The 587-nt window shown below is 71.2% G+C and carries 1 protein-coding gene; it reads left to right on the top strand.

The window, feature by feature from the left end:
- Nucleotides 1–587: IS3 family transposase (locus ABD993_RS36510; protein ID WP_345428978.1), on the top strand; the 587-nt coding region annotated here is incomplete at both ends.

Raw genomic sequence — 587 nt, forward strand, 5'->3', positions numbered from 1 at the left:
GTCGAGGCCGGACGGCCGGTGGTCGACGTCGCAGGAGATCTCGGGGTCGGCGCGCAGTCGATCTACACCCGACGCCGACAGGACCGCATCGGCAAGGGCTTGCGGCCGGGCCTGAGCAGTGGCGAGAAGTCCGAGTTGACCGCGGCGAAGAGCCGGATCGCGGAGCGGGAGACCGAGCTGGCGATCCACCGGCGCGGCACGGAGCTGCTGGGGAAGGTGGTGCCCCCAGCAAGGCGGTACGAGGCGATCGCGGTGATGGCCGGTGAAGGGCTTCCGGTCCAGCCGGCCACTCGAGTTCCGGGTGTGGCCGAGTCGGGCTACTGCGCCGCGCTGACTCGGCCTGTGTCGGCGAGGGCGATCCGACACGCCTGGCTGGTCGACCAGATCCGAGAGGTGCACCACGCGTCGAACGGCACCTACGGTGTGAGGCGGGTCCACGCCGAGTTCGTCCTCGGTCGCGGCGTCACCGTCGGGCACGATGCGGTGGAGATGCTGATGGCGCGCAACGGCGTCCGAGGCGTGACCGGGCGAGCCCGGTGGAAGCGACACCGGGCGGACTTGATCGCGAGGGACCTGGTGGACTCGGG

Origin of the sequence: Pseudonocardia xishanensis, assembly GCF_039541715.1 — a bacterium.
GTDB classification, from domain to species: domain Bacteria; phylum Actinomycetota; class Actinomycetes; order Mycobacteriales; family Pseudonocardiaceae; genus Pseudonocardia; species Pseudonocardia xishanensis.